Below are 20,326 nucleotides of genomic sequence, written 5' to 3'. Positions count from 1 at the left end.
GAGATGCCATGTTGATCCAGATGATCCCCGAGATCGGCCACTTCGCGCTGGTGATCGCCCTGGCCATGGCGATCGTCCAGGCTGTCGTGCCGCTGGCCGGGGCTGCCACGCGTCGCCCCCTGTGGCTGGCCTTCGCCCGCCCCATGGCAGGCGGGCAGTTCCTGTTCGTGGCCTTCGCCTACCTGTGCCTGACCACGAGCTACATGCTGGATGACTTCAGCGTGGCCAACGTGGCCAACAACTCCAACTCGATGCTGCCCTGGTACTACAAGTTCAGTGCCGTGTGGGGCAACCATGAGGGCTCGGTACTGCTATGGAGCTTGATGCTGGCCGGCTGGAGCTTCGCGGCCAGCCGCTTCTCGCGCAACCTGCCCCAGGATATGGTCGCGCGCGTGCTGGGTGTCTTGGGTCTGGTCAGTAGCGGCTTCCTGCTTTTCGTACTGATCACGTCCAACCCGTTCGAGCGTACGCTACCCTCGGTTCCCCAGGACGGCGCCGATCTCAACCCGCTACTTCAGGATTTCGGCCTGGTGATCCATCCGCCGATGCTCTACATGGGGTATGTCGGCTTCTCGGTGGTGTTCGCCTTTGCCATCGCCGCGCTACTCGGCGGTCGCCTGGATGCCGCCTGGACGCGTTGGGCGCGCCCCTGGACCAACATTGCCTGGGCCTTTCTGACCGTGGGCATCGCCCTGGGCAGCTGGTGGGCCTATTACGAACTCGGCTGGGGCGGTTGGTGGTTCTGGGACCCGGTGGAGAACGCCTCGTTGCTGCCCTGGCTGGCCGGGACTGCGCTGTTGCACTCGCTGGCGGTTACCGAAAAGCGTGGCTCGTTCAAGAGCTGGACGGTCTTGCTGGCCATCACCACGTTTTCGTTATCCCTGCTGGGCACGTTCCTGGTGCGCTCGGGCGTGCTCACGTCGGTTCATGCCTTCGCCAACGACCCGTCGCGCGGCTTCTTCATCCTGATGCTGCTGGGTATCACCGTCGGCGCCTCACTGCTCGTTTTCGCGTTACGTGCGCCTCGGGTCAGTCACGCCGTGGGCTTCAACTGGTTGTCGCGCGATGCCCTGCTGCTGATCAACAACATCCTGCTGGTGATCATGACGGTGACCGTGCTGATGGGCACCGTCTACCCCTTGATCCTCGATGCCCTGGGCCTGGGCAAGATCAGCGTGGGCCCACCGTACTTCAATGCCCTGTTCGTGCCGTTGACAGTGATCCTGTGTATTTTCATGGGCCTGGGTCCCAGCGCGCGCTGGAAGCGCATGTCGGGACGCGACCTGTTCCGGCGCCTGGCCCTGGCAGGGGTGGCGGCGTTGGTGATCGGCATCGTGGCGCCGTTGCTGTACGCCGGCGAATGGAATCTGTGGGTATCGCTGGGGGTGGTGGCTGCGTTGTGGATCGTTCTGCCCATGCTGCGCGATATCTATGACAAGACCCGTCATGCCAGTTCGTTCGGAGCAGGGCTACGCAAACTGTCGCTCGCCTACTGGGGCATGTTGTTGGGACACCTGGGAGTGGCCGTGACTATCATCGGTGTCGCGGTGGTCTCCAACTACAGTATCGAACGCAACGTTCGCATGACGCCGGGCCAGAGCGTCGAGGTGGCGGGCTACAACTTCACCATGACCGACCTGCGCAGTCGCCGTGGTCCCAATTACGTGGCCGATACCGCGACCATCGAGGTGCAGCGCGGCGATGGAGCGCGTCAGTTCGAGATGTACCCGGAGAAACGGCTCTACATCGCCCGCGGCATGCCGATGACACAGGTGGCGCTGCGCCCGGGGCTGTTCCGTGATTTGTATGTGGCCATGGGCGAGGATCTCGGCGATGGCGCCTGGGCCATGCGCGTTCAGTACAAGCCCTTCGTGCGCTGGCTGTGGCTCGGGGCGCTGTTGATGGCGGGCGGTGGCATGCTGGCCGTCTTCGACCGTCGCTATCGGCAAAAGCGCCGGCAGGCAGCGGCTGAGGAAGCTACGGCACGCGAGGCAACGGCATGAGACGGCGCCTGTTACTGCTCCTGCCGCTGGTCGGCTTCCTGCTGTTGGCCGGGTTTCTCTATGTCGGGTTGTCGCTGGATCCGTTCCATCGCGATTCGGAACTCCTGGCGAATGAATTCCCCGAATTCGACCTGCCTACCCTGGAGGACCCCGAGCGACGCGTCGATGTGTCCTCACTGAAAGGTGAGGTGAGCCTGGTCAACGTATGGGGCGAGTGGTGTCCCACCTGCAAGCAGGAAATGCCCCAGTTGCTCGATCTGGCCGAGCGTGGTGTGCGCCTGGTGGGCATCAATTACAAGGACACTCGCGAGAAAGGGCTCGAGTTCCTGCAGGAATTCGGCAACCCCTTCGAGTTCAACATCTTCGATCCCGACGGTGACCTGGGATTCGAGCTGGGCGTCTATGGCGCGCCCGAGACGTTCCTGGTCGATCGCGACGGCATCATCCGCTATCACCACACGGGCTACATCACACCCGACGATGTTGAGCAGACGATTCTGCCGGAGGTGAAAAAATGGCAGTGATCTCCCGCAGCCTGGCCTGGCTGCTGCTGGCATTGATGGCTGGGCTGGCCAACGCCGCCGTAGAGGTGCGTGAGTTCGACGACCCGGTCCTCGAGCAACGCTATCGTGAATTGACCTCGTCACTGCGTTGTCCGAAGTGCGAAAACCAGGCCATCGACGAATCCAATGCGCCGGTCTCCATCGACATGCGTGACCGTGTCTACCAGCTTTTGCAGGAAGGGCGCGCGGACATGGAGATTCGCAATCACATGGCCGAGCGCTTTGGCGACTACGTGCTCTACAACCCCCGGCTGGAAGGTCGCACCTGGCTGTTGTGGGGCTTGCCGGGCGTGCTGGTCATACTCGGGGCCGTGTTGGTGATGCTCATCGTGCGCTCACGGCGCCAGGCTTCGGCGCGTGAGCTATCGCAGGAAGAGCGCGCGAGACTCGACGACTTGATCAAGCGAGAGGGCAGCGAATGACATCTCTTTGGATTGCCTTCGGCCTGTTGCTGTTGCCCGCGCTGTGGCTACTGACCGTACCCCTGCGCAGAGCGGAAGCCGTGCATGCCGCGCAGCAGGACTTCGAGGCCAACGATCGTACCGCTGACCAGAACGTGGCGATCTACCGGCGCCGGCTCGAATCGCTCGAGGCGGCACGATCCCGCGGCGAGATCGATGCTGCTCGCTATGAAGAGGATCGTCTGGACCTTGAGCGCAGCCTGCTCGAGGATACCGAAACCCTCAAGCGTGCACCGCTCAAGTCGCCATTGGCGGGCCGCTTGGCGGTGCCCCTGGCGATGGTGCTGATGGTCGGCTTCAGCGTGGTCTGGTACATGCAGGAGGGCGCCGAGGGCGACCTGGCGCTGTATCTCGCCCAGCAGGAAGTGCGCAACGACCCTGATCGGTCGCTTCCGATGATGCTCGAGCGACTCGAGCAGGAAGCCCAGCGGCAACCCAACAACCCCAACGTCTGGGGCGCCCTGTTCCCGCTTTACCGCGACACCGGCCAAGGTGACAAGGCCGTCGAGGCGCTGGAACGCCTGATCGAGATCGAAGGGCGTCAGACGGCGTTGCTGGCACAGCTCGCCCAGATTCGTTTCTTCATGGCCGATCGTCAGATGACCGATGAGGTGCAGTCGCTGGTCGACGAGATCCTGGCCCGCGATCCGCGCCAGCCCACGGTGCTCGGCATGCTGGGCATCAATGCCTTCGACGAGGAGCGCTACGAACAGGCCATCGACTACTGGCGCCGGGCCATTGCCGGCTTCGGGGACCCCGGCTCGGCCGATATGCTGCGTGAAGGCATTGCGGTTGCCCAGGAGCGCCTGGGCATCGAGCCCGAGAATCGCGAAGTGCCTGGGGCGCAAGGGCCGGGGATTCGGGTTCGCGTAAGTCTCGCCCCCGCGCTGCGCGACCAGGTGCCGAATGAGGCCAGCGTCTTCGTGGTGGCCCGCGACATGGCGGGTGAACTGCCTCCCCTGGCCGTGGCTCGAGCGACCGTGGCCGACTTGCCGCTGGACGTGGCTCTCGATGACAGTCTCGCGATGAGCCCGGCGGCGACTATTTCCCAGGTCGACGAGGCCCGCCTGGTCGTACGCGTGTCCACGACCGGGCAGGCCACGCCGCAACCCGGCGACCTGCTCGGCGATCGCGAAGGGATCCCGGTAGGCGACCTGGAAGACGCGGAGCCGGTCGAAGTGGTGATCGACAGGATCGTCGAGTAGCGTGCGTCTCAAGTCGATCAAGCTGGTTGGGTTCAAGTCGTTCGTCGACCCGGTCACGGTCCCCTTCGATGGCAACATGACCGCCATCGTCGGCCCCAACGGCTGTGGCAAGTCGAACGTCATCGACGCCGTACGCTGGGTCATGGGCGAATCCTCGGCCAAGACCCTGCGTGGCGAATCGATGACCGATGTCATCTTCAATGGCTCCACGGGCCGCAAGCCGGTGGGCATGGCCTCGATCGAGCTTCTTTTCGACAATCGCGATGGCAGCATGGGCGGGCCCTACGCTCAATATGCCGAAATCGCCGTCAAGCGCACCGTCACCCGAGACGCCCAGTCAGGATACTTTTTCAACGGCCAGAAGTGCCGACGTCGCGATATCGCCGACCTCTTCATGGGGACCGGCCTGGGACCGCGCTCGTACGCCATCATCGGCCAGGGCATGATCTCGCGCCTGATCGAGGCACGCCCTGATGACCTGCGAGCCACCCTCGAGGAAGCCGCCGGTATCTCCAAGTACAAGGAGCGTCGCCGCGAGACCGAGAACCGCATGCGACGTACCCAGGAGAATCTGGAGCGACTCGACGACATTCGTGAGGAACTCGACAAGCAGCTCGAGCGGTTACATCGCCAGGCGGATGCGGCCAAGCGCTACCAGGCGTTGAAGGACGAGGAGCATAGGCTCAAGGGCGAGCTGGCGGTGCTACGTGCCCGAGCCCTGCACGTACAGCAGAACGAGCAGGAGACCCGGGTCCGGGATCTCGAAACCCAGGTCGAGCGCGAACTTCTCGGCCAGCGACAGAGCGAGACCCGCCTCGAGGAATCGCGTATCGAGCACGACCGGCTGGCCGAGCAGCTCGATGCCCATCAAAAGCGCTTCTACGACACCACCGCGGAAATCGCCCGTCTCGAGCAGAACCTGGAACATGGCCGCTCCCGCGAGCAGCAATTGGCGCGTGACCTGGAAAATGCGCGCCGCGAATTGGCCGAGCTCGATCAGTTGGGTGAAACCGATGCCGAGCGCCTGCAGGTCCTGGACGAGCGCCTTGAAACCCTGGGGCCGGAGCGTGAGGAAGTCGAGGAGAGTCTGGCCCAGCTCGAAGAGGCTCTGGAGGAGGCCGAGGCTGCCGATGCCGACGCCGCCGAACGCTGGTCCGAGTTCAATGAACGCCTGCGCCAGGCCAATCATGAGGCCGAACGCGCCCAGGATCAGGTCAAGGGACTCGAGCAGTCCCTGGAGCGTTTGGCCAGCGAGGGGCAGCGCCGCCGCCAGCAAGCCGAGGAACTTCCGGATGTTGCGGAGCTTCGCGAACAACGCAGCGAGTTGGCCGAGCGTCTGGCCGAGTTCGATCTGGCGCGCGAGACCCTCGAGGAGCGCCGCGAGGCGCTCCGCAACCAGCGTGAGGCCGCGCGCCATGCCCAAGCCGAGCGCGAGCAAGCCCGTGAAGCGGATCGTCAGGCACGCAGCACCTTGCAGGGTGAACTCGCCTCGCTCGAGGCGCTGATTCAGGCAGGGCTGGCGGATAACGACAGTGCCCTCGCCGCGCACCTGGCCAGTCACGGCCTGGACCAGGCGCCCCGGCTGGGCGAGCGGTTACAGGTCGAGAGTGACTGGGAGGATGCCGTTTCCTGGGTACTCGCGCCCTGGCTCAATGCCCGATTGACGACACTCGACAACGCACAAGCGCTGCTGGCGGACATCGATACGGGCGAGTTACCGCTGGTCGAAGCGAGTGACGAGCCACAGCCCGGCGTGGCCGAAGATACCCTTGCAGCCCGGGTGCAGGGCGCCGGCGCTGCCGCGGTGCTGCTCGCCGGGATTCGCTGTGCACCGAGCCAGGCCGACGCCTGGGCCCGCGTCTCGCAACTGGCACCGAACGAGAGCGTGATCACCGCCGATGGATTATGGCTCGGCCGTGGTTGGGCACGGCGCCACGGCGCATCGGGGGCCACCGATAGCCTGCTGGTCAGTCAGCGTCGGCGCGACGAGGTGCGTCAATCGCTCGAAGACATCGAGGCGCGCCTGGTGGCGCACGATGAGGCGCTCGAGCGTGCCCGGGCCAATGCCGAGCGTGACGAGACCACACTGGAACAGTACCGTCAGGAAGAGCGTGACCAGGATCGGCTACGCCAGCAATTGGCCGTTCAGGAATCCAACCTGGCGACGCGGCTCGAGCATCTCGATGCTCGCGCACGGGAACTCGACGAGGAGCTTTCGCGGCTCGAGGAGACGCGTGAAGACCAGGCTATGGCGCTGGAGTCGGCTCGCGATCGCTGGCAGGGCGCGATGGCCACGCTCGAGGAGAGCAGTACCCAGCGGGAGGAGCTGGAACGGCAGCGACACCAGGCGCAAGCGCATCTGGCCGAACTGCGCGCGCGTCAACGCCCGCTGGTCGATCAAGTCCAGCGCCTGGCGCTGGAGCATCAGCGACTCTCCACCGAGCGACAAGGCCTGGCCCAGCAGCAAGGGCGTGCCGAGCAGTCGCGCGAGCGTCTCGAAGCCAAATGCGCCGAGCTCGAGGAAGCACGCGAAATGCTGCTCGAGCCTCAGGAGGACGAACGCGAACGGCTCGACGAACTGCTGCACCGGCGCGCCCAGGAAGAACGTGCGCTGACTGCGTGTCGCGACCAGGCCACGGCGCTGGCCGACACGCTGCGCAATACCGAACTGGCTCGCCAAAGCCACGAACGTAACCTGGAAGGCATCCGCGAGCGTCTTCAGGAGGCACGCATGCAGGTCCAGGCATTGACGCTCAAGGCCGAGGTGCAGCAGGAACAGCTCAACGAACTGGGCCATGACGGCGACAAGCTGGCCGAGGCGCTGGATCCCAACGCCACCGAATCGGCCTGGCAGACCCGGCTCGAGGAACTCGCCGAGAAGGTGCGCCGACTAGGTGCCATCAACCTCGCGGCTATCGAAGAATACGACCAGCAGGCCGAGCGGCGCGACTATCTCGAGGCACAGCATGGCGAACTCAGCGAGGCGCTGGAGACGCTCGATCGCGCCATTCGCAAGATCGATCAGGAAACACGGACCCGATTCAAGCAGACCTTCGATCAGGTCGATGCTGGCCTTCAGACGCTTTTTCCCAAGGTCTTCGGGGGTGGAACCGCATGGCTCACGCTCACCGGGGAGGATTTGCTGGAAACGGGTGTTGCCATCATGGCAAGACCTCCCGGTAAAAAGAACAGCACGATTCATTTGCTCTCGGGGGGAGAAAAAGCGCTAACTGCGTTGTCTCTAGTATTTGCCATCTTCCAACTCAATCCGGCACCCTTCTGTATGCTCGATGAAGTGGACGCGCCACTTGATGATGCCAATGTCGGACGATACGCGAAGTTGGTTAAAGAGATGTCGGATACGGTTCAGTTCATTTATATCACCCACAACAAGATCGCCATGGAGGCCGCCGAGCGTTTGATGGGGGTCACCATGCAGGAGCCGGGCGTATCACGCCTGGTGTCCGTGGGTATAGAGGAGGCGGCAGTGCTTGCCGAGGCCTGAGCGTCTTGAACCGGAACTTCAAACGGGTTACCAAGGATGGATCACGATGAACGACGAGACGATTAGCGGGGAATTGCTTCGGGTCTGTATCGAAACTTGACAATTAAAAATAGTGGCCCTTTTTTTGATAATCGCGCTATGCTGTTGTCGAACAACCTATTCAGGCATGGCGCCTTAGCAAACAGGCAAGACGACCCATGGAACTAAGAGAGTGGCTAATCATTCTGGGGCTGGCTCTGGTGAGCATCATCGTGATCGATGGTATACGCCGCCTCCAGCGCCAGCGGCGTGTGCCCCGGCTGGACCAGGTCGACATCCGTTCGACGAGTCCAGAGGTGAAAAACGACACCCCAGTCAACGATCCCGACGAGGCGGCACGCGAGGCCGAACTCCAATGGGAATTGCCCAACGGCGGAGCGCGGGTCGTCAAGCCGGCTACCTATGATCGGTTCGAGGGCAAGCCCAAGTTGAAGCGCCAGGAGCACCCCGGACCCTCCACGGTGCTCTCCAACTGGCGCAAGTCGGCCCCGTCGCACGACACCGACGAGACGCATGCCCCTGAGACGTCCACGGCCACTCGTCCCGCTGTCGCGCCAGTTGCCGAACGCCCGATGCCTGTCGCTGAGACATCCGCGGCCGAAACTCGTCCTACCGATTCTGTCGCGCCGCAGCCGGACGTCACGGCGACCCAACGCACTGCGGCCCGTGCCCAGGCAGCGCCTCATCACAGTGAGCCGGCCCCGCGTGAAGCCGAACCCCAGGTAGCGTCACAGGCCCAGGCAACAGCACAGGCCAATGATGCCGCTTCACGCGAGCGTAGCGAGCCGACCCTCTCGGCCCTCGAGACAGAACCCCGGCAGGCTGCGCGGAGCGAATCGCAGGACATGCCCGGTCTGGCTGCCGATCCGGAGGATCACGACGAACACCTCGACGCCGAGCGTTATCGAATCGTCGACCTGGATGGCATGAGCGACTCCTTCAAATCGAATTCGCTACGAATGGGAGCTTCCATGCAGCGCTTCGGAGCGTCACTCTCGCGCAACCTTGCCGAGCGCAAGACACAGCGCCGCAAGGAAAAACTCAAGCGCGAGCAGGAGAAGGCCGAGCGTAAGGCACGAGAGGCCAGTCGTCGTCAGCAGGAGAAAGCCGAGCGCGAGGCACATGAAGCCGAACGCTTGCAGCGCGAGAAAGAGCGTTCGCTGGCCGAGGACGATTACGACGATCCGCTGTTTGCGCCTTCGCATCGTTCCAGCGCGGCGGCGTATAGTGACCAGCCCCGTTACGATCAGATGACCTTCGCCTCGACTGACGAGCCCCTGGAATATGGGGCGCATGACGAGGCCTACGACGACACCATGGCGGCACAACATGATGTCGTCACGCCGCATCCAGTGGTGGAAAAGGCACTGCGCCACGACGTCAACGGCGAGCATGCCCGCGACACGCTCAGCCATGCCGAGGAAGTCATCGTCATCAGTGTGATGTCGCGTGACGAAGCCGGCTTCTCCGGCACCGCGCTCCTCGACCTGATGCTGGCTTGCGGCTTGCGTTATAGCCGTGAAATGGGCATCTTCCATCGCTTCGAAACCGAGGATCCGCTCAGCGAGCTGCAGTTCTCGATGGTCAACGTGGTCAAGCCCGGTACCTTCCCGCTCCAGTCCATGGACGAGTTCTCCACCCCGGGCATCACCCTGTTGATGCCGCTGCCCGGCGCCCACGATACCAGCGCGGCGTTCGAGGCCATGGTCGAAACCGCCATGGTGGTGGTACGTCACCTGGGCGGTGAGCTGAAGGACGAGAACCGCAGCGTGATGACGGCCCAGACCGTCGAGTTCGCCCGCCAGCGCGTACACGAATTCGAGCGTCGTCACCGTCTGCACCGCTACCAGGCGAACTGACGCACGCCACGTTCGATCGGTACCGATGACAACCCTGTGAGAGCCTCACAGGGTTGTCTCGTTTCCGTTTCCCGTTTGCCAACGAGACCGCTATTGCATGAGCCAGCCCGACGCCAAGACGCGCGATGAAGTGACACGCCTTCGCGCCGAACTCGAGGATGCCAACTACCGCTATTACGTGCTCGACGATCCGGCGCTGACCGATGCCGAGTATGACCGCAAGCTGCGCCGTCTTCAGGAAATCGAGGGCGACCATCCCGAGCTGGTGACCCCCGATTCGCCGACTCAACGCGTTGGGGCGCCCCCCGCGGAAGGCTTTCCCGAGGTCGAGCATGCCGTACCCATGCTGTCACTCGACAATGCGTTCGATGAAGACGAGATTCGCGCTTTTGTGCGGCGTGCCGGTGAGCGATTGGAGCGGGATGGGGAGACCCTGGCGTTCTGCTGTGAACCCAAGCTCGATGGCACAGCCGTCTCGCTGGTCTACGAGAACGGCGAACTGGCCAGTGGCGCGACACGCGGCGATGGGCGTACCGGCGAGGGGATCACCACCAACCTGCGTACCTTGAGATCGGTGCCGCTCAAGCTGCGAGGGGCGACACCCCCAGGGCTGATCGAAGTGCGTGGCGAAGTGACCATTGCCCATGACAAGTTCGAAGCGCTCAACGAGCGGGCTCGACAGGAGGGCGGCAAGGTATTCGCCAATCCGCGCAATGCCGCAGCCGGTAGCCTGCGCCAGCTCGACCCACGCATCACCGCCACGCGGCCGCTGGAATTCAACGCCTATCAGGTAGCCCGCATCGAACCCGATCCCGGCGAAGAGACCCATAGCGGATTGATGGCGCGCCTGACCGATTACGGTTTTCGCATCAACAACCTGCTCCAGGTGGTTCATGGCAGCCAGGGATTGATCGACTATTGCCGCGACCTGGGCGAGAAGCGCGATGGGCTCGGTTACGACATCGACGGGGTCGTCATCAAGGTCGATGACCTGCGTCTGCAGCGTGAGCTCGGCTTCGTTGCCCGGGCGCCTCGCTGGGCGGTCGCCTTCAAGTTCCCGGCCCAGGAGCAGGTGACGCGACTCAATGACGTCGAGTACCAGGTGGGGCGCACCGGGGCCATCACCCCGGTGGCGCGCCTGGAGCCGGTGGCGGTCGCGGGCGTCACGGTCGCCAACGCCTCGTTGCACAATCAGGACGAGATCGCACGCCTCGGGGTAAAGATCGGCGACCGGGTCAGTATCCGACGCGCCGGTGATGTCATCCCCCAGGTGGTGCGTGTCGTCGAGCCTGCACCGGCGGGTGATGCGCGCGATATCGTTTTCCCCAGCCAGTGCCCGGTCTGCGGCTCCGAGGTGGAGCGCATCGAGGGCGAGGCCGTGGCACGTTGCTCCGGCGGTCTCTACTGCCCGGCCCAGCGCAAGGAAGCCTTCCGGCACTTTGCCGGTCGTCGGGCGTTGGATATCGACGGACTGGGCGAGAAGCTCATCGACCAGTTGATCGAGCGAGATTGGGTCAAGACACCGGCCGCCCTGTTCCGCCTGGATGCAGCGCAGCTGACCGAGCTGCCGCGCATGGGGCGCAAGTCGTCTGAAAACCTCGTGGCGGCGCTCGACAAGGCCAAGCGCACCACGCTGCCGCGCTTCATCTACGCCCTGGGCATCCGTGAGGTGGGCGAGGCCACGGCCAATAACCTGGCACGTCATTTCGGTACGCTCGATGCCATCATCGCAGCGGATCAGGCGGCGCTGGAAGCCGTGGAGGATATCGGCCCGATCGTGGCCCATCACGTGCATACCTTCTTCCAGCAGAGCCATAACCTCGAGACTATAGAAGACCTGAGGGCGCAGGGCGTGCGTTGGGAGGAGGCCGCCGTCGAAGAGCGTCCACAGCCCCTGTCGGGTCAAACATGGGTGCTGACCGGCACGCTGGAGAGCATGACGCGCGACGAAGGCAAGGCGCGGCTCACAGCGCTGGGGGCCAAGGTTGCCGGCAGCGTGTCCAAGAAGACCGCGGGTGTGGTCGCGGGGCCCGGTGCGGGCAGCAAGCTCGACAAGGCCGAGCAAATGGGCGTGCCGGTACTCGACGAGCGCGAATTCCTTTCCCGGCTCGAGGCCTGGGAGCGCGGCGACACCCCCTCAACCCCGGGAGAAGCGACATGAGTGGCCGTTTCGTTGAAGTGCCGTACCGCATGCTACCGGGCGAGACGCTGGATGCGCTGCTGGAGACGTTCGTGACCCGCCAGGGCTACGACACCACCGACACCGGCGAGGGCATGCGCGGCTGGGTCGGGCAGCTCAAGCGTCAGCTCGAGAAGGGCGAGCTTGTGATTGCCCATGATCTTCAGACCGAAACCACCGAAGTATTCACTCTCGCCCAGTGGCGCGCCTTCGGTCGTGACCTGGCGGATGACGAAGAAGGTTGAAGCCGGGCTCTAGTGTCCACGGATGATATCGCTGATCACTCGCCGGCCGGGATGCAGGTGATCGGCGAGTTCGATTTCGACAGGTAACGGCTCGTCGCAGATGCGTGAGGCAATCACCTCGGCACACAGCGGTGCGCTGGCCAGACCGCGTGAGCCATGGGCGGCACTGATCCACATCCCCGGATGATGTTCACCCGGAATCTCGGGAATCCGTTTGGCATCCTTGGACAATACACCGTAATCGGCTTGCCAGCGCTGGGCATCGGGTACCGGGCCGGCATAGGGCGTCTTGTCGGGGCTGGCGGCACGAACTGCGGCGCGGCCGGATAGCGAGGCGGGGTCGAGCGAGACCCCCGCCTGGCGCAAGGCCTCGACGTATCCCGGCAGGGTGCGTTCGAGTTCGGCCAGGTTGGCGGCATGGTCGGCCTCGCGCAGGTCGGTATCGGCAGTATTCGGTGCGAAGGTGGCGCCGAACGTCTGTACGCCGTCCAGCGCGGGTGGGGCATAGCCGCCTGCACACACCACGCGGCCAAGTTCAGGCACGCCGGGCGGCAGGTCGAGCATCGATACCTGGCCGCGGATGGGCTGCAGCGGCAGGGTCTCGGTCTGGGTAAAGCGGTTGGCCAAGGCCGCGGTAGCGATCACCACGTGGTCGGCCTCGAGCGTCGTCCCGTCGGCGAGGTGAACCTGCCAGCCCGAGTCTTGCCGTTCGAGCCGCACGGCCTCGCCTTCTTGAAAGCGCACGCCAGGAGTCGCTGCCAAGTATTCACACAAACGGGCCGGGCGCACCCAGCCCGCCTGTGGATAATCGAGCCCGCCCATCTCCGTACCGTCATCCGCCGCCAGGCCTAGGCGCATCGCGTCGCCACGCCCGGCGAGCCGGCTGGCAGTGTCGGCGTTCACGCGTGTCACGACCGTCTCGGGTAGGCCGTAGTGCTCGAGGAAGCGCGACTGGCGCTGGCGCTCCCGGGGTGAGGACGCCAGTTGCAGCACGCCGCAATCCCGCCATAATTGTTGTTCGGGGTCGATCTCGGCCAGCCAGCGCCGCGAATACAGCAGCCCGGCAAGATAGAAACGGCTCTGCAGGTTGGCCTCGGCCGCCAGCTTGACGTACAGCGCACCCTGGCGATTGCCCGAGCCGCCGCTCCCGGGGCCGTCCTTGTCGACAAGGGTCACCGACACCCCGCGGCGTGCCAGGGCATGGGCCACGCTGGCGCCGGCCAGCCCGGCTCCGATCACCGCCACATGGCGCGCCGGCAGCGGGACGGGCGGCTGGAACCAGGGCGTCGCCTGTCGCCGGATATCGGCGGGGGGCGAAGCGATATCGCCTGCCAGCATTTCCCGCTTGCGCCCGAACCCTGGCACCTTGCGCCAGTTGAACCCGGCGGCACGAAGCCCGCGTTTGACCACTCCGGCACACGTGAACGTGGCGAACGTGGCGCCGGGGTGGCTGGCGTGTGCCATGGCCTCGAACAGGGCCGGTTGCCACATGTCGGGATTCTTGGCGGGCGCGAAGCCATCCAGGAACCAGGCGTCGACACGACCATCGAGATGCGCCAGGCGCTCGGCACTGTCGCCGAAGTGCAGATCCAGCGTGACGCGCTCAGCGAGTACCAGCCGGTGCACGCCCGCCACGGCCTCGGGCCACCGGGCCACCAGTTGCTTGGCCTTGTCGCCAAGATCGGGCCATACCGCCAGCGCGCGTGCCAGGTCGTCTCGGGTGAGGGGGTAGCGTTCGGTGGAGACCAGATGCAGCCGGGCCCCGGGCGCGGCATACCGCTCGAAGCAGGCCCAGGCGCAGAGCGTGTTCAAACCGGTACCGAAACCGGTTTCGCCAATGGTAAACGGACGGGCGCACGACCAGGCGGCAAATCGCTGTGGCAGGTCGTTGGCAGCAAGGAAGACGTGTTCGGTCTCGGCGCGGCCATCGTGGCGGGAAAAATAGACATCGTCGAAATGCCGGGAATGGGGCGTTTCCAATTCGGCATCGTCACGCCGCCAATCGAGTTGTGCGTGGGACAGGGCGGTCGGCAGGGAGGATGCATCGGCGGAAGCGGCCACGCGGTGACTCCGTTCGGCTAGGTCAAAAATTGATCGATTATCGCCGCGCAAGGCGCGTTGTGGCTTGGCGCAATGCGTCCGCGGGCTGTTAACACAGTTATCCACAGATGCTGTGCAAAGAACGTTATGCACAACCGGTGAGCGGCAACGCTTCCTTTGCCCGCCGGACGTCGTCCACGCCCGGCGGGTGACGCCTAGGGCAGCACTTTCTTGAAAGGCTTCACCGTGACCTGGTGATACACCCCCGCGATCGTGTAGGGGTCGGCGTCCGCCCAGGCCTGGGCGCTGTCCAGGTCGTCGAACTCCGCGACCACCAGGCTGCCGGTAAAGCCGGCATCGCCCGGTGTTTCGGCGTCGATGGCCGGGTGGGGGCCGGCCAGTACCAGGCGGCCCTGCTCGCGTAGATTCTCGAGACGTGCCAAATGGTCGGGCCGTGCCGCCAGGCGTTTTTCGAGGCTGTTCTGGGTATCTTCACTGATGATTGCGTAGAGCATTAGCGTGCTTCCTCCTGGCCAGGATTGACCGTGTCGCGCCGGACGCGCACCATGGTGGCCCTTTATTCTGACAAAGACGCCGCGTGGCGTCATGCCAATGACTGCGCTTTCCGCATTGCCTACCTGCCTGGCCGAAGGCCGGGGAATCGATTTCCACATGCACTCTACCGCCTCCGACGGTGCCCTGGCGCCCGCCGCGCTGGTTGCGCTCTGCCATCAGCGGGGGGTGACCCACATGGCGCTGACCGACCACGACACCGTGGCGGGCGTCGCCGAGGCCCAATCCGCTGCCGAGCCGCTAGGCATGTGCCTGTTGCCCGGCACCGAGCTATCCTCGCAATGGCGCGGCGTGAACATCCACGTCGTGGGGCTCTTGCCTCATGGGGCGCAGGGGGCACTGGACGAAGGGCTCGTTGCCCAGGCACGGGCACGGGAAGCGCGTTCCGAAGTGATCGCCACTCGGCTGGAGAAAATCGGCCTCAAGGATGCGCTGGCCCGTGCGCGACAGCAAACGGGGGGTGAGGATCGCCCCTTGGGCCGGCCCGATTTCGCCAAGGCCTTGGTCGAAGCCGAACTGGTGCCCGACATCGCCACCGCCTTCAAGAAATACCTGGGCAACGGCAAGCCCGGTGACGTCAAGTCTCACTGGCCCTATCTCTCCGAGGTGGTGGAATGGATCGTCGACGCCGGTGGGGTGGCGGTGCTGGCGCATCCGCTACGCTATGGAATGACGCGACGCAAACGTGGCCTGTTGCTGGACGATTTCCACAAGGCAGGTGGCGAGGCCGTCGAGCTGGTCAGCGGCTACCAGAACGCCGATCTGACCCGTGACCTGGCGCGGCAGCTCGATGAACGCGGGTTTTACGGCTCGCTGGGCAGCGATTTTCATTTTCCGGGGGGTGCCATCGCCCCGGGAGCCTTGAGCGATGTGCCACGCACCCGCGTCGTGCCGGTATGGATGCATCCGCGCCTGGCCGCCTTCGGCGCAGCCAAGCCGGTGACTAACAGCGAATCGATTTAAAGGAACGCGACCCATGACGCAGTATTTCGAGATTCATCCCGACAATCCCCAGAAGCGCCTGATCGATCAGGCGACAGCGATCATTCGCCAGGGCGGAGTAGTGGCTTATCCCACCGATTCAGGGTATGCCCTGGGCTGCCACCTGGGCGACAAGAAAGCCATCGAGAAGATCAAGTGGCTGCGTTCCCTGGACGACAAGCACAACTTCACGCTGGTCTGCTCGGATCTGTCGGAGATCGGGAAATACGCCAAGGTCGATAATATCGTCTTCCGGTTGCTCAAGACCCATACGCCGGGGCCGTACACCTTCATCCTCGTCGCCACTACCGAAGTGCCGCGCTTGCTGCTGCACCCCAAGCGCCGCTCGATCGGCGTGCGCGTGCCCGACCATCGCATTACCCACGACTTGCTCGCGGCGCTGGGCGAGCCGCTGATGAGCGTCACGCTGATTCCGGAAGGCGAAACGCTGCCGATGACCGACCCCGAAGCCATCCGCGATCGTTTCGGTGCGCATCTGGACTTGATCATCGATGGTGGCGCCTGCCACCTCGAGCCGACCAGCGTGATCGATCTTCGCGACCTCCCGCCGGTCATCCTGCGCGAGGGTCGTGGCGACATCAGTCCGTTCCAGGGCTAGTCGCCGGCATTCTCGGGTGGGGTGATGCCCTCTTTTCTTGGGTCTTCGCTGGTCTCGTCGAGCCAGGTCCCGCACTTGAGGCAATACCGGGCACGCTTCTCGTGGCGATCGTGCCCGCAGCCGGGGCAAGCCTCGTCGGAATAGCGCTCCTCGCGAATCGAGCGGATCACCTGGGCCGAGAAGACGCCGGTAGGCACGGCGATGATCGAATAACCGATCAGCATCAGCATCATGGTGATGGTCTGCCCGAGGGCAGTGACCGGAACGATGTCGCCGTAGCCGACCGTGGTCAGGCTGACCACCGCCCAGTAGATCGATTTGGGGATACTGGTAAAGCCCGCCTCGCGCGGCTCGATCAGGTACACGATCGAGGCGAAGATGCTGACCACGATGAAGATGCTGAACAGGAACAGGAAGATCTGGTGCCAGCTACGCTTCAGGGCGTCGATCAGCATTCGTCCCTCACCGACGAATTGCATCATGCGCAGAATGCGGAAGATTCGCAGCACTCTCAGCAACCGCACCACCACCAGCGATTGGGCGCCTGGCAGTAGCAGCACCAGCCAGGTAGGCAGGATCGAGACCACGTCGATGATGCCGTAGAAACTCTTGAGATAGGTAAGCGGCTTTTCCAAACAATAAAGACGCAAGGCGAGCTCAAGAGTGAAAGCCAGAGTGAAGAACCACTCCAGCCCATAGAACACTTGGCCGTAGGGCTGCATGGCCGTCACGCTTTCCAGCATCACCACGCCGACACTCGCCAGGATGGTGATGATCAGGGCGATATCGAATCCCTTGGCCAAAGGCGTATCCGATTCGAAGATAATCTGGAAGAGACGGGTGCGAAGCCCTTCTCCGGCCGGTTTCAGCTGAGACTCCACACCGTACTCCTTTAGTCGTTCCGTGACGGGGCACTACGGCCCGGGGGTCGTCAATCGCTGCGCCAGTGTCAGCGCATCACGACCGAAGTCTACATCGAACCATGACGTCCCCTCGAGACGCTCGGCAAGCCGGGCGGCCAGGCGCTGCGTGTCGTCATCGGTATCGCGCGCGGCCATCGTGGCCAGGCTTTCCCGGGCCGATGTCTTGAAAGCCTCGTCACGACTGTCATGGTAGGCATCGAGTGCAGCGATCGCACGTTCCAGCCACGCTGCCGGGGTATTCGGATCGTTGGGTAGTGGCCACGATCCGGCCAGCAGCGCCGCGCTGCGAGCGGCCTTGCTGGTGCTGGCGGGTCGCAGGGGAACCTGCTCGGCGAGACGTGAAGCGAGCAACCAGAGCGCTTGGGGTTTGCCGCCCTTGAGTTCCAGTTCCAGCTCGGCGATCGGCACACGGCGACCGGCGGCACGAATCTCCCCGCGATCCAGAGCCACTTCGACGCTACCGTCATCGGTCTCCACATGCCAGGCATGACGCTCGAAATCGGTGGTGAAGCGTGGAATCAGGGACGCCAAGGTATCGGCGGAGAGGTCGCGCATCGGCGGCAGCTTGGCAAGCCCCACCAGGTCCAGGGTCTCGTTCTCGATCGGCCACTCCCATTCACCGCGCACCGATAGCCCGCCCTGACCCTGGCCGCTGGTCTTCAGGGTCTGTAGCAGGCCGGTCGGGGTGCGGCGTATGCGCAAGGCCACGCGGGCGGCTTCCAACGTTGCCTCGGGGGTGTCGTAGTAGGTATTGCGCAGCGGATAGACAGACGACGGTGCGCCTTCAAGCAGCGGATGGGCGAACAGGCGCGACGCCGCATCGTCGGCCAGGGCCAGCTTGAGTTCGATTTCCTGGCTCATGGAATCATGACCTTAGTGAGTCGGTTCGGTGAATTTTTCATGACGGCCTTGTCGTCAGACTCTATACTGAGGGCCGCCATTTCCTAAGCTAAAACCTCTCTATGGTTACTCCCAATCCGTTTTCAGCGATGTTCGGCCGTTCGCCATTCCAGCCGCTACTCGCCCACATCGTCAAGGTCAATGATTGTGCCGACATGCTGGTGCCATTCTACGAGGCGACACTGGCCGGCGACTGGGAACAGGCTGCCAGGCATCGCGAAACCATCACGCAACTCGAGCACGACGCCGACTCGCTCAAGACCGAATTGCGTCTGAACCTGCCCAACTCGCTGTTCCTGCCGGTGTCGCGCTCCGACCTGCTGGACCTGATCAGCGTGCAGGACAAGATCGCCAACAAGGTGCGCGACATCACCGGCATCATGCTCGGCCGCTGCATGGTGACCCCGGAGCCCCTGCAGCAACCGTTCCTCGAATACATGAAAACGGCCGTGGCCTCGGTCGCGCAAGCCAGGAAGGCACTCGAGGAACTCAAGGATCTGCTGGAGTCCGGGTTCGGTCGCAACGTTTCCGACGTGATGCAGAACCTGATTCGCGAACTGCACCAGCTCGAACACCAGAGCGACGACCAGCAGGTGGCTATCCGCCGCCAGTTGTTCGAACTCGAAAGCGAGCTGCCACCGGTCGACGTGATCTTCCTGTACAAGATCATCGACTGGGTGGGTGAAGTGTCCGACCGCGCCGAGCGTGTCGGCAGCCGTCTGCAGATTCTGACGGCACGTTGAGACGACTGACGAGAGAGCCCGCTGCGATCCAGCGGGCTTCTGCTTTCCGCTTCCATTGACACCCACATAGGATCCTTCCACCTATGTCGATCATTGCGCAACATGGCGAGATCTTCATCATCCTGGCCTGTATTTTTGGCTTCTTCATGGCCTGGGGCGTGGGGGCCAACGACGTCGCCAATGCCATGGGCACCTCGGTCGGTTCCAAGGCCATCACCATCAAGCAGGCGATCCTCATCGCCATGGTCTTCGAGTTCCTCGGGGCCTGGTTGGCCGGCGGTGAAGTCACCTCCACGATTCGCGGTGGCATCATCTCGCCCGACTTGCTGGCCGAGAACCCGCAACTACTGGTCTACGGCATGCTTTCGGCCCTGCTGGCCGCAGCGATCTGGCTATTGGTCGCCTCGGCCAAGGGCTGGCCGGTATCCACCACTCACTCCATTGTCGGGGCCATCGTCGGGTTCGGCGCCGTGGGCCTGGGGGTCGAGGCCGTGGCGTGGGGCAAGGTGGGACAGATCGCCTCCAGCTGGCTCGTCTCCCCGCTATTGGCTGGCTCGATCGCCTTCATGCTGTTCAAGTCGGTGCAGCACCTGATCTTCGAGAACGAGGATCCCTTCGCCGCAGCCAAGCGCTACGTACCGATGTACATCTTCCTGGTCGGTTTCATCGTCGCCATGGTGACCTTGACCAAGGGCCTCAAGCACATCGGCCTGGACTTCGGCTTCGGTGCCAGTGCCCTGTTGTCGATTCTCTTCGGCCTGGTGATCATGGGTCTGGGGGGCTGGCTCGAAAGCCGCGTGACGCGTGTAAAACGTGAAGACGATGCCTTCGGCTTCAATGGCGTGGAGCGTGTATTCGGCGTGCTGATGCTGTTTACCGCCTGTGCCATGGCCTTCGCCCATGGCTCCAATGACGTCGCCAATGCCGTCGGGCCGCTGGCGGCCGTGATCAGCGTCGTACAGAGCGAAGGGGTCATCGACAGCGCCGCGCTGGTGCCATGGTGGGTGCTGGTGCTTGGGGGCGTGGGTATCGTGGTGGGGCTCGCGACCTACGGCCACCGAGTCATCGCGACCGTAGGTACCGGCATCACCGAGCTGACGCCGAGCCGGGGCTTTGCCGCCACGCTGGCAGCAGCGACGACCGTCGTGCTGGCCTCGGGTACCGGCCTGCCGATTTCCACCACCCACACCCTGGTGGGGGCGGTACTCGGTGTAGGCCTGGCGCGTGGCATGGCCGCGCTGAACCTGCGCGTGATCGGCACCATCGTCATGTCCTGGTTGATCACGTTGCCGGCCGGGGCGGGCCTGGCGATCCTGTTCTTCTTTATGTTTAAGGGCATGTTTGGCTAATTGGCTGCTGCGCTCGATATCCTGATTGCCGGCGGTGCGTGCTATCCTCATTTACTTCAGTAAATTCCGGTAGCTGTGCTCCGGCGGCAACCAGCCTCTCATCGCTCGCAACGCCAATTGATCCGATCTAACGGGCGGC

At 63.9% G+C, this 20,326-nt stretch carries 16 protein-coding genes; 12 read left to right on the top strand and 4 right to left on the bottom strand.

Annotation, left to right across the window (positions count from 1 at the left end):
- Nucleotides 1-8: 8 nt before the first annotated feature.
- From JH15_RS06920 to JH15_RS06885, 8 genes are all read left to right on the top strand, one after another.
- Nucleotides 9-2,003: a heme lyase CcmF/NrfE family subunit gene (locus JH15_RS06920; RefSeq protein ID WP_043528280.1), complete on the top strand. Its 1,995-nt coding sequence runs from the start codon at nt 9-11 to the stop codon at nt 2,001-2,003.
- Nucleotides 2,000-2,527: a DsbE family thiol:disulfide interchange protein gene (locus tag JH15_RS06915; protein WP_043528277.1), complete on the top strand. Its 528-nt coding sequence runs from the start codon at nt 2,000-2,002 to the stop codon at nt 2,525-2,527. Before JH15_RS06920 ends, JH15_RS06915 begins: the two co-directional genes overlap by 4 nt.
- Nucleotides 2,518-2,988 carry a cytochrome c-type biogenesis protein gene (locus JH15_RS06910; RefSeq protein WP_043528275.1) on the top strand — a complete coding sequence of 157 codons (471 nt, stop codon included), beginning with the start codon at nt 2,518-2,520 and terminating at the stop codon, nt 2,986-2,988. Before JH15_RS06915 ends, JH15_RS06910 begins: the two co-directional genes overlap by 10 nt.
- The gene (gene ccmI, locus JH15_RS06905; RefSeq protein ID WP_043528273.1) at nt 2,985-4,232 is read left to right on the top strand and encodes a c-type cytochrome biogenesis protein CcmI; all 1,248 of its coding nucleotides are present in this window, start codon (nt 2,985-2,987) and stop codon (nt 4,230-4,232) included. The genes JH15_RS06910 and ccmI overlap by 4 nt, the downstream gene beginning before the upstream one ends.
- Before the next feature lies 1 nt (nt 4,233).
- Complete coding sequence (gene smc, locus JH15_RS06900; protein ID WP_043528270.1) at nt 4,234-7,737, top strand: chromosome segregation protein SMC; 3,504 nt, start codon at nt 4,234-4,236, stop codon at nt 7,735-7,737.
- A gap of 197 nt (nt 7,738-7,934) precedes the next feature.
- Nucleotides 7,935-9,635 carry a cell division protein ZipA gene (zipA, locus tag JH15_RS06895; RefSeq protein ID WP_043528268.1) on the top strand — a complete coding sequence of 567 codons (1,701 nt, stop codon included), beginning with the start codon at nt 7,935-7,937 and terminating at the stop codon, nt 9,633-9,635.
- Nucleotides 9,636-9,732: 97 nt separating this feature from the next.
- A complete protein-coding gene (gene ligA / locus JH15_RS06890; RefSeq protein WP_043528266.1) occupies nt 9,733-11,796 on the top strand; it encodes an NAD-dependent DNA ligase LigA in 2,064 nt (687 codons plus the stop codon).
- On the top strand, nt 11,793-12,059 hold the full coding sequence (locus tag JH15_RS06885; protein WP_043528264.1) for a YheU family protein: 267 nt from the start codon (nt 11,793-11,795) through the stop codon (nt 12,057-12,059). The genes ligA and JH15_RS06885 overlap by 4 nt, the downstream gene beginning before the upstream one ends.
- A 9-nt stretch (nt 12,060-12,068) precedes the next feature.
- Here the strand turns inward: JH15_RS06885 and mnmC are convergent, their stop codons facing one another.
- Together mnmC and JH15_RS06875 are read right to left on the bottom strand one after the other, a co-directional pair.
- Nucleotides 12,069-14,120, bottom strand: a complete 2,052-nt coding sequence (mnmC, locus tag JH15_RS06880) for a bifunctional tRNA (5-methylaminomethyl-2-thiouridine)(34)-methyltransferase MnmC2/FAD-dependent 5-carboxymethylaminomethyl-2-thiouridine(34) oxidoreductase MnmC1 (protein WP_052383933.1) — start codon at nt 14,118-14,120, stop codon at nt 12,069-12,071.
- Between the two features lie 194 nt (nt 14,121-14,314).
- Nucleotides 14,315-14,614 carry a YciI family protein gene (locus JH15_RS06875; RefSeq protein ID WP_043528261.1) on the bottom strand — a complete coding sequence of 100 codons (300 nt, stop codon included), beginning with the start codon at nt 14,612-14,614 and terminating at the stop codon, nt 14,315-14,317.
- 97 nt (nt 14,615-14,711) lie between these two features.
- Here JH15_RS06875 and JH15_RS06870 point away from each other — a divergent pair, with 97 nt between their 5' ends.
- Nucleotides 14,712-15,635, top strand: a complete 924-nt coding sequence (locus JH15_RS06870; RefSeq protein ID WP_043528258.1) for a PHP domain-containing protein — start codon at nt 14,712-14,714, stop codon at nt 15,633-15,635.
- Between the two features lie 13 nt (nt 15,636-15,648).
- The gene (locus JH15_RS06865) at nt 15,649-16,272 is read left to right on the top strand and encodes an L-threonylcarbamoyladenylate synthase (protein WP_043528256.1); all 624 of its coding nucleotides are present in this window, start codon (nt 15,649-15,651) and stop codon (nt 16,270-16,272) included.
- Here JH15_RS06865 and JH15_RS06860 read toward each other — a convergent pair.
- Together JH15_RS06860 and JH15_RS06855 are read right to left on the bottom strand one after the other, a co-directional pair.
- On the bottom strand, nt 16,269-17,153 hold the full coding sequence (locus JH15_RS06860) for an ion transporter (protein WP_043528253.1): 885 nt from the start codon (nt 17,151-17,153) through the stop codon (nt 16,269-16,271). The genes JH15_RS06865 and JH15_RS06860 overlap by 4 nt on opposite strands.
- Nucleotides 17,154-17,186: 33 nt before the next feature.
- Nucleotides 17,187-18,056 carry a CYTH domain-containing protein gene (locus JH15_RS06855; RefSeq protein WP_043528250.1) on the bottom strand — a complete coding sequence of 290 codons (870 nt, stop codon included), beginning with the start codon at nt 18,054-18,056 and terminating at the stop codon, nt 17,187-17,189.
- A gap of 101 nt (nt 18,057-18,157) precedes the next feature.
- Here JH15_RS06855 and JH15_RS06850 point away from each other — a divergent pair, with 101 nt between their 5' ends.
- Nucleotides 18,158-18,838: a TIGR00153 family protein gene (locus JH15_RS06850; protein WP_043528248.1), complete on the top strand. Its 681-nt coding sequence runs from the start codon at nt 18,158-18,160 to the stop codon at nt 18,836-18,838.
- An 83-nt stretch (nt 18,839-18,921) separates the two neighbouring features.
- Complete coding sequence (locus JH15_RS06845) at nt 18,922-20,187, top strand: inorganic phosphate transporter (protein ID WP_043528247.1); 1,266 nt, start codon at nt 18,922-18,924, stop codon at nt 20,185-20,187.
- Nucleotides 20,188-20,326 lie beyond the last annotated feature (139 nt).

Origin of the sequence: Litchfieldella xinjiangensis, assembly GCF_000759345.1 — a bacterium.
Lineage (GTDB): Bacteria > Pseudomonadota > Gammaproteobacteria > Pseudomonadales > Halomonadaceae > Litchfieldella_A > Litchfieldella_A xinjiangensis.
The sequence above is the reverse complement of the archived record's forward strand: the minus strand, read 5'-3'. Positions and strand labels throughout refer to the sequence as shown.

Excerpts from the sequence above, each read along its gene's own strand:
- JH15_RS06920 (WP_043528280.1), top strand. The coding sequence starts at position 9 with ATGTTGATCCAGATGATCCCCGAGATCGGCCACTTCGCGCTGGTGATC.
- JH15_RS06915 (WP_043528277.1), top strand. The coding sequence starts at position 2,000 with ATGAGACGGCGCCTGTTACTGCTCCTGCCGCTGGTCGGCTTCCTGCTG.
- JH15_RS06910 (WP_043528275.1), top strand. The coding sequence starts at position 2,518 with ATGGCAGTGATCTCCCGCAGCCTGGCCTGGCTGCTGCTGGCATTGATG.
- ccmI (WP_043528273.1), top strand. The coding sequence starts at position 2,985 with ATGACATCTCTTTGGATTGCCTTCGGCCTGTTGCTGTTGCCCGCGCTG.
- zipA (WP_043528268.1), top strand. The coding sequence starts at position 7,935 with ATGGAACTAAGAGAGTGGCTAATCATTCTGGGGCTGGCTCTGGTGAGC.
- ligA (WP_043528266.1), top strand. The coding sequence starts at position 9,733 with ATGAGCCAGCCCGACGCCAAGACGCGCGATGAAGTGACACGCCTTCGC.
- JH15_RS06885 (WP_043528264.1), top strand. The coding sequence starts at position 11,793 with ATGAGTGGCCGTTTCGTTGAAGTGCCGTACCGCATGCTACCGGGCGAG.
- JH15_RS06875 (WP_043528261.1), bottom strand. The coding sequence starts at position 14,614 with ATGCTCTACGCAATCATCAGTGAAGATACCCAGAACAGCCTCGAAAAA.
- JH15_RS06870 (WP_043528258.1), top strand. The coding sequence starts at position 14,712 with ATGACTGCGCTTTCCGCATTGCCTACCTGCCTGGCCGAAGGCCGGGGA.
- JH15_RS06865 (WP_043528256.1), top strand. The coding sequence starts at position 15,649 with ATGACGCAGTATTTCGAGATTCATCCCGACAATCCCCAGAAGCGCCTG.
- JH15_RS06855 (WP_043528250.1), bottom strand. The coding sequence starts at position 18,056 with ATGAGCCAGGAAATCGAACTCAAGCTGGCCCTGGCCGACGATGCGGCG.
- JH15_RS06850 (WP_043528248.1), top strand. The coding sequence starts at position 18,158 with ATGGTTACTCCCAATCCGTTTTCAGCGATGTTCGGCCGTTCGCCATTC.
- JH15_RS06845 (WP_043528247.1), top strand. The coding sequence starts at position 18,922 with ATGTCGATCATTGCGCAACATGGCGAGATCTTCATCATCCTGGCCTGT.